Source organism: Centipeda felix (assembly GCF_900186465.1).
Lineage (GTDB): Bacteria > Bacillota > Negativicutes > Selenomonadales > Selenomonadaceae > Centipeda > Centipeda felix.
The window spans coordinates 1-4,446 of sequence record NZ_LT891944.1 but is presented as its reverse complement, the minus strand read 5'-3'; the positions used below and the strand labels follow the sequence as shown (position 1 = coordinate 4,446).

Here is a 4,446-nt window from a genome sequence, read left to right as displayed (position 1 = left end):
TGTAGTACAATGATTCTGTTCCATTTTGCAGTCTCACTTTCAGTTTCTTTTTGTGTTGTGACTAAAAGTTTAACTGAACCGTTTGCAAAATGGAACTTTTTGCGTCAATTTATTTTACAACTTACGACACGAGGAGAGGATAGACACTATGTTCGCTGTCGTGCTATACTGAATGTGTTGCCGCCTCCAATACCGGCACCGAAAGGAGGTGTGCCGATGGAGCTTTTCACATCGTTTCTACTTTCTGTTATGGCAGGCATAGTCACCCACTATGTCTGCAAATGGCTGGACGGAGAGTAACGGCAATCAGCCTGAGGTTTCTTGAACTCTTTCCTCGTGTCGAATAAGAGAGCCCCCGCAACGGCAATTGCGGGGGCTTTTTCTGTGCAGATGGTTTCACATCGTTTCTGCGTACCCTTATTATACCACAAACAGCGGCAGAATCAAGATCTTAGTCTCACGCGCACGTCCGCCGCGATCTGCGGGGCGGTGAGATGATGCGCGCGTGCGAGAGCGGCTGGGTCGTAGCGGTTGAAGAAGGCCTTCGGCAGGCCGTAGCTCTTCACCTCGACGTCCCTGTCCACCCCATAGAACGCCGCGACCTTTTCCCCAAAACCGCCGTCCAGGATGCCGTCCTCGACGGTGACGATGAGACGGTGCTTTTCCTTGAGACGTGTGAGGAGCGCCTCGTCCAGTCCCGAGAGGTAGAGCGGGTTCACGACGGTGGCGTGGATGCCGTCGCGCGCGAGTTCCTCTGCCGCCGCCGTAGCGAGCGCGGCAAAGTTCCCCACGCCGATGAGTGCGACCTCCGCGCCCTCCGTGACGACGATGGAGCGATGGAGCGCGCTGTAGTCCGCGCGGACGGGATAGGGGCTCTCCGCATAGCCGCCGAGCGGCGTGCGGATCATGACGGGATGCTCCGTCTGCGCGATGGCCCAGCGCAGGACAGCGAGGTGCTCTTCGATGCTCGTCGGTGCGAGAAAGACGAGGTTCGGAACATGGGAGAAAATCGAGATATCATAGAACCCGAGATGCGTCACATCGGTCGAGCGATAGAGCGACGCCCCCGTCACGAGAAAGACCGCAGGGCTGCGGTTGATGCAGACGTCCTGCGCCATCTGATCGTACGTGCGCTGATAGAACGTGCTGTATGTGCCAAAGACGGGGCGCGCCCCGCCGCGTGCGAGCCCCGACGCCATCGCGACGGCGTGCTCCTCGGCGATGCCCACATCGACGTACTGCGCACCGAGTTCTGCACGCTCAGCAGGCGTGAGCCCGATGCCGCCGACGATGCCCGCTGAGAGATAGACAAAGTTCGGATTTCGCTTTGCCTCGGCTAGGACAAAATCGACCGTTGCAGCAAGACACGGATCGGGCGCAGACGGATGTTTGACCGCGCCGCTCTCCGTGTGGAACGGCGCATGACGATGCCAGTCCTCGGGATCATCCTCGGCAAAGGAGAGCCCCTTGCCCTTCTGCGTGTGGATGTGAATGACGACGGGCTTTTGGCTGTCCTTTACCGCAGCGAACGCCGCGATCAGTGCCTCGGTATCGTTTCCGTCCGCGACGTAGCGGTAGTCGAGCCCCATCGCGCGGAAAAGATTGTCCGCCCCCGTCCCGTTCGTCTCGCGCAGACGGCGGAGCATCTCGTACATGCCGCCGTGATTCTCGGAGATCGACCAGTCGTTGTCGTTGAGGATGATGATGAGGTTCGACCGCATCTCGCCCGCGACGTTCAGCCCCTCAAGCGCCTCGCCGCCCGAGAGCGCACCGTCGCCGATGAAGGCAACGACATTCTCACTGCGTCCCGCGAGATCACGTGCCTTCGCGAGCCCCGTTGCGAGACTGATCGAGGTCGAGGTGTGCCCGATGTTAAAGTGGTCGTACGGGCTCTCCTCCGTATTCGTAAAGCCCGACACCTCGCCGTAGTGCGTGGGATCGAGGTAGGCGGCGGCACGTCCCGTCAGCATCTTGTGCGGATAGCACTGATGCGACACATCGTAGATGATCTTGTCCGTCGGCGCGTCAAACACCGTGTGTAGGGCGATAGTCGCCTCGATCACGCCGAGGTTCGGCCCAATGTGCCCGCCGACACTGCTGGCTCGTGTGATGAGCGCCGCGCGCATCTCCGCTGCGAGCGCACGCCGCTGCGCGGGGGTATAGCCCTTGATGTCCGATGGGCTGTGGATCTGTTCAAGATACAAGGGGAAAGCCCTCCTAGAGAACGTGCGGCGACATCCGCACGCCTGATCATGAAATACACTCCTATCATTATATCATATATTCTAATAACTTGTTGGAAAAAATATTGCTTACGGGAAAATACGATGAAAAAACAGGACACACGGGATCCATTGGCCGGAAAAGCCCATGGATGCCGTATGTCCCGCTTATTTTGTCGTGGATCGTACGCTATCAGGTAATCGACGCGGCGTAAATCCCATCGACCGCCTTTTTCAGTACGGCGTCGAACTCCGCGTCGCTTTGGCTCGCGCGCAGATCCTGCGCGAGTGCACGCGAGAAGCTGGCGATGAGGCCGTGATTGCGTGCGAGCTTCTCGTTCGCCTCGCTCTGGGAGTAGCCGCCACTGAGCGCGACGATGCGGACAACGTGCGGATCCTTCATGAGATCGGCGTAGAGATCGTCGACGCTCGGGATGGTGAACTTGAACATGAGCTTTGCGCCAGAGGAGAGCTTGGTGAGATTCTCCTTGATGGCGCCGAGCATGATCTCCTCTGCCATTGCCTTATCGGGGCAGTGGATATCGACCTCGGGCTCGAGGATGGGGACGAGCCCCTTCGCGATGATGTCCTCACCGAACGCAAACTGCTGGTCGATGATGGCGCGGATGCCGCCGGGATTGGCCTCCTTGATCACGGAGCGCATCTTCGTCCCAAAGATATGACGTTCATTTGCACGGTCGAGGAGTGCGCCGAGCCCCGGGATGGGCTTCATGAGCTGAACGCCGTCCGCCTCGGGGGCGAGCCCCTTGTCGACCTTCAGGATGGGGATGATGCCCTTCTTCTCCCAGAGATAGTCGGCCGTGTAGAGCCCGTCGATCTTGCGGTCCATCGTGTTCTCAAAGAGAATGGCGGCAAGGATCTTGCTCTTGTCGAATGCGGGGCTCTTGATGATGCGCGTACGCATCTCGTGAACGCGCGTAAACATCTCCTCGTCGCCGTGGTAGGCACTCTCGTCGATGCCGTATGCCTTCAGCGCCTTCGGCGTCGAGCCGCCGCTCTGATCGAGTGCGGCGATAAAGCCCTTATCGTGCTCCATGCGGGTGAGCTGTTGCTGATTCATCGTGGATTCCTCCTTGTCGTATCCATGGGGCAGACGGCCCGCGCACAGACCCATTCGGCTCCATGTTCCTCCGGACTGCGCCCCCATCGAAATCCTTACGCGTCCTATTATACTGCAATGAGATAAAAAAAGCAATGAATATGAAAGTAACTATCAGGTGCACAGCGCTTTCAATCTTGCACATATCTTAAAATCATGTTACAATTTTATATTATTAGTGGTGATCCATACTTCCTGAAAAGGGGGGCGTTCATGGCAGAGACAGAGCTGATGCAGGTTCGCGTCGACGCCGCCGTCCGGGCGGAGGTCGATGAGATCTGCCACGCACTGGGGCTCTCGACGGACGAGGCGATCAATCTGTTCTTTCACCAGATCCTCCTGCACGACGGCATTCCGTTCCCCGTGCAGAAGCCGCGCCCCGACGGAGGTGTGTTCGCCGCGCTGGACGACGCCGACGCGATCGTGTGCGGTGTCCTGCATACGAAGTCCTGCGCGAACGCCTCCGACCTCATCCGCACAGCACGCGGACGGAGTTTCATGCTGACGATCAAACAGATGTCAGAGGATAAAACGTCAAAAAAGAAGAAAAAAAGCGACGACGACACTGCTGCGGAGGACAAAAAGGGAAACGCCCCCCCACGGCTCTCCTGCGTCGTTGACGTGCACGCATAGGACTGCCTCACGGGCGCAAAGCCCGCGCGGCAGTTCTTTTCCTGCGCATATTTCTTTCTTTACTCTATGCCTCTACAATGGTAAAATTTGAGCAGAATGGGATTCGAAAGGGAGAACGTTATGCAGAAACAATATACCGCACTCGTGCTTGCGGCGGCACTCAGCCTGCTCGCGGGCTGCGGAAATGATACAGCAAAGGAGCCACCGCCCCCCGTCGTGCGCACGATGTCCGTCGATGCAGCAGGCGCGACGACGGCGGACTACAGCGGCACCGTGCGCGCACGCTACGAGACCAAGCTCGCCTTTCAGGTCAGCGGGCAGGTGCTCTCGCGCAACGTGAGCATGGGCGCGCACGTCCATGCGGGCGACGTGCTCATGGTCATCAACGCACGCGACGCGCAGCAGCAGGTGAATGCGACGAGCGCGGGCGTCGCCTCGGCGCGCGCACAGCTCGACCTCGCCCGCGCCAAC

4 protein-coding genes and 1 pseudogene are annotated in these 4,446 nt (G+C 58.7%); 3 read left to right on the top strand and 2 right to left on the bottom strand.

From position 1 onward, the window contains the following. The coding region (locus C1713_RS12105) for a hypothetical protein (protein WP_138774466.1) at positions 1-300 on the top strand (300 nt) is incomplete at its 5' end. Between the two features lie 143 nt (positions 301-443). Here C1713_RS12105 and C1713_RS00045 read toward each other — a convergent pair. Together C1713_RS00045 and C1713_RS00040 are read right to left on the bottom strand one after the other, a co-directional pair. Further along, positions 444-2,204: a 1-deoxy-D-xylulose-5-phosphate synthase gene (locus C1713_RS00045; protein WP_102492643.1), complete on the bottom strand. Its 1,761-nt coding sequence runs from the start codon at positions 2,202-2,204 to the stop codon at positions 444-446. A gap of 211 nt (positions 2,205-2,415) precedes the next feature. Then, positions 2,416-3,303 (bottom strand): fructose bisphosphate aldolase, encoded by an 888-nt coding sequence (locus C1713_RS00040; protein ID WP_102492642.1) that lies wholly within the window; start codon positions 3,301-3,303, stop codon positions 2,416-2,418. 252 nt (positions 3,304-3,555) lie between these two features. Between C1713_RS00040 and C1713_RS00035 the strand changes: the two genes are divergently transcribed. Both C1713_RS00035 and C1713_RS00030 read left to right on the top strand, forming a co-directional pair. Next, positions 3,556-3,975 carry a type II toxin-antitoxin system RelB/DinJ family antitoxin gene (locus C1713_RS00035; RefSeq protein ID WP_170950729.1) on the top strand — a complete coding sequence of 140 codons (420 nt, stop codon included), beginning with the start codon at positions 3,556-3,558 and terminating at the stop codon, positions 3,973-3,975. 120 nt (positions 3,976-4,095) lie between these two features. Continuing rightward, positions 4,096-4,446, top strand: a pseudogene (locus C1713_RS00030) (efflux RND transporter periplasmic adaptor subunit); the annotation flags it as partial.

Excerpts from the sequence above, each read along its gene's own strand:
- C1713_RS00035 (WP_170950729.1), top strand. The coding sequence starts at position 3,556 with ATGGCAGAGACAGAGCTGATGCAGGTTCGCGTCGACGCCGCCGTCCGG.
- C1713_RS00040 (WP_102492642.1), bottom strand. The coding sequence starts at position 3,303 with ATGAATCAGCAACAGCTCACCCGCATGGAGCACGATAAGGGCTTTATC.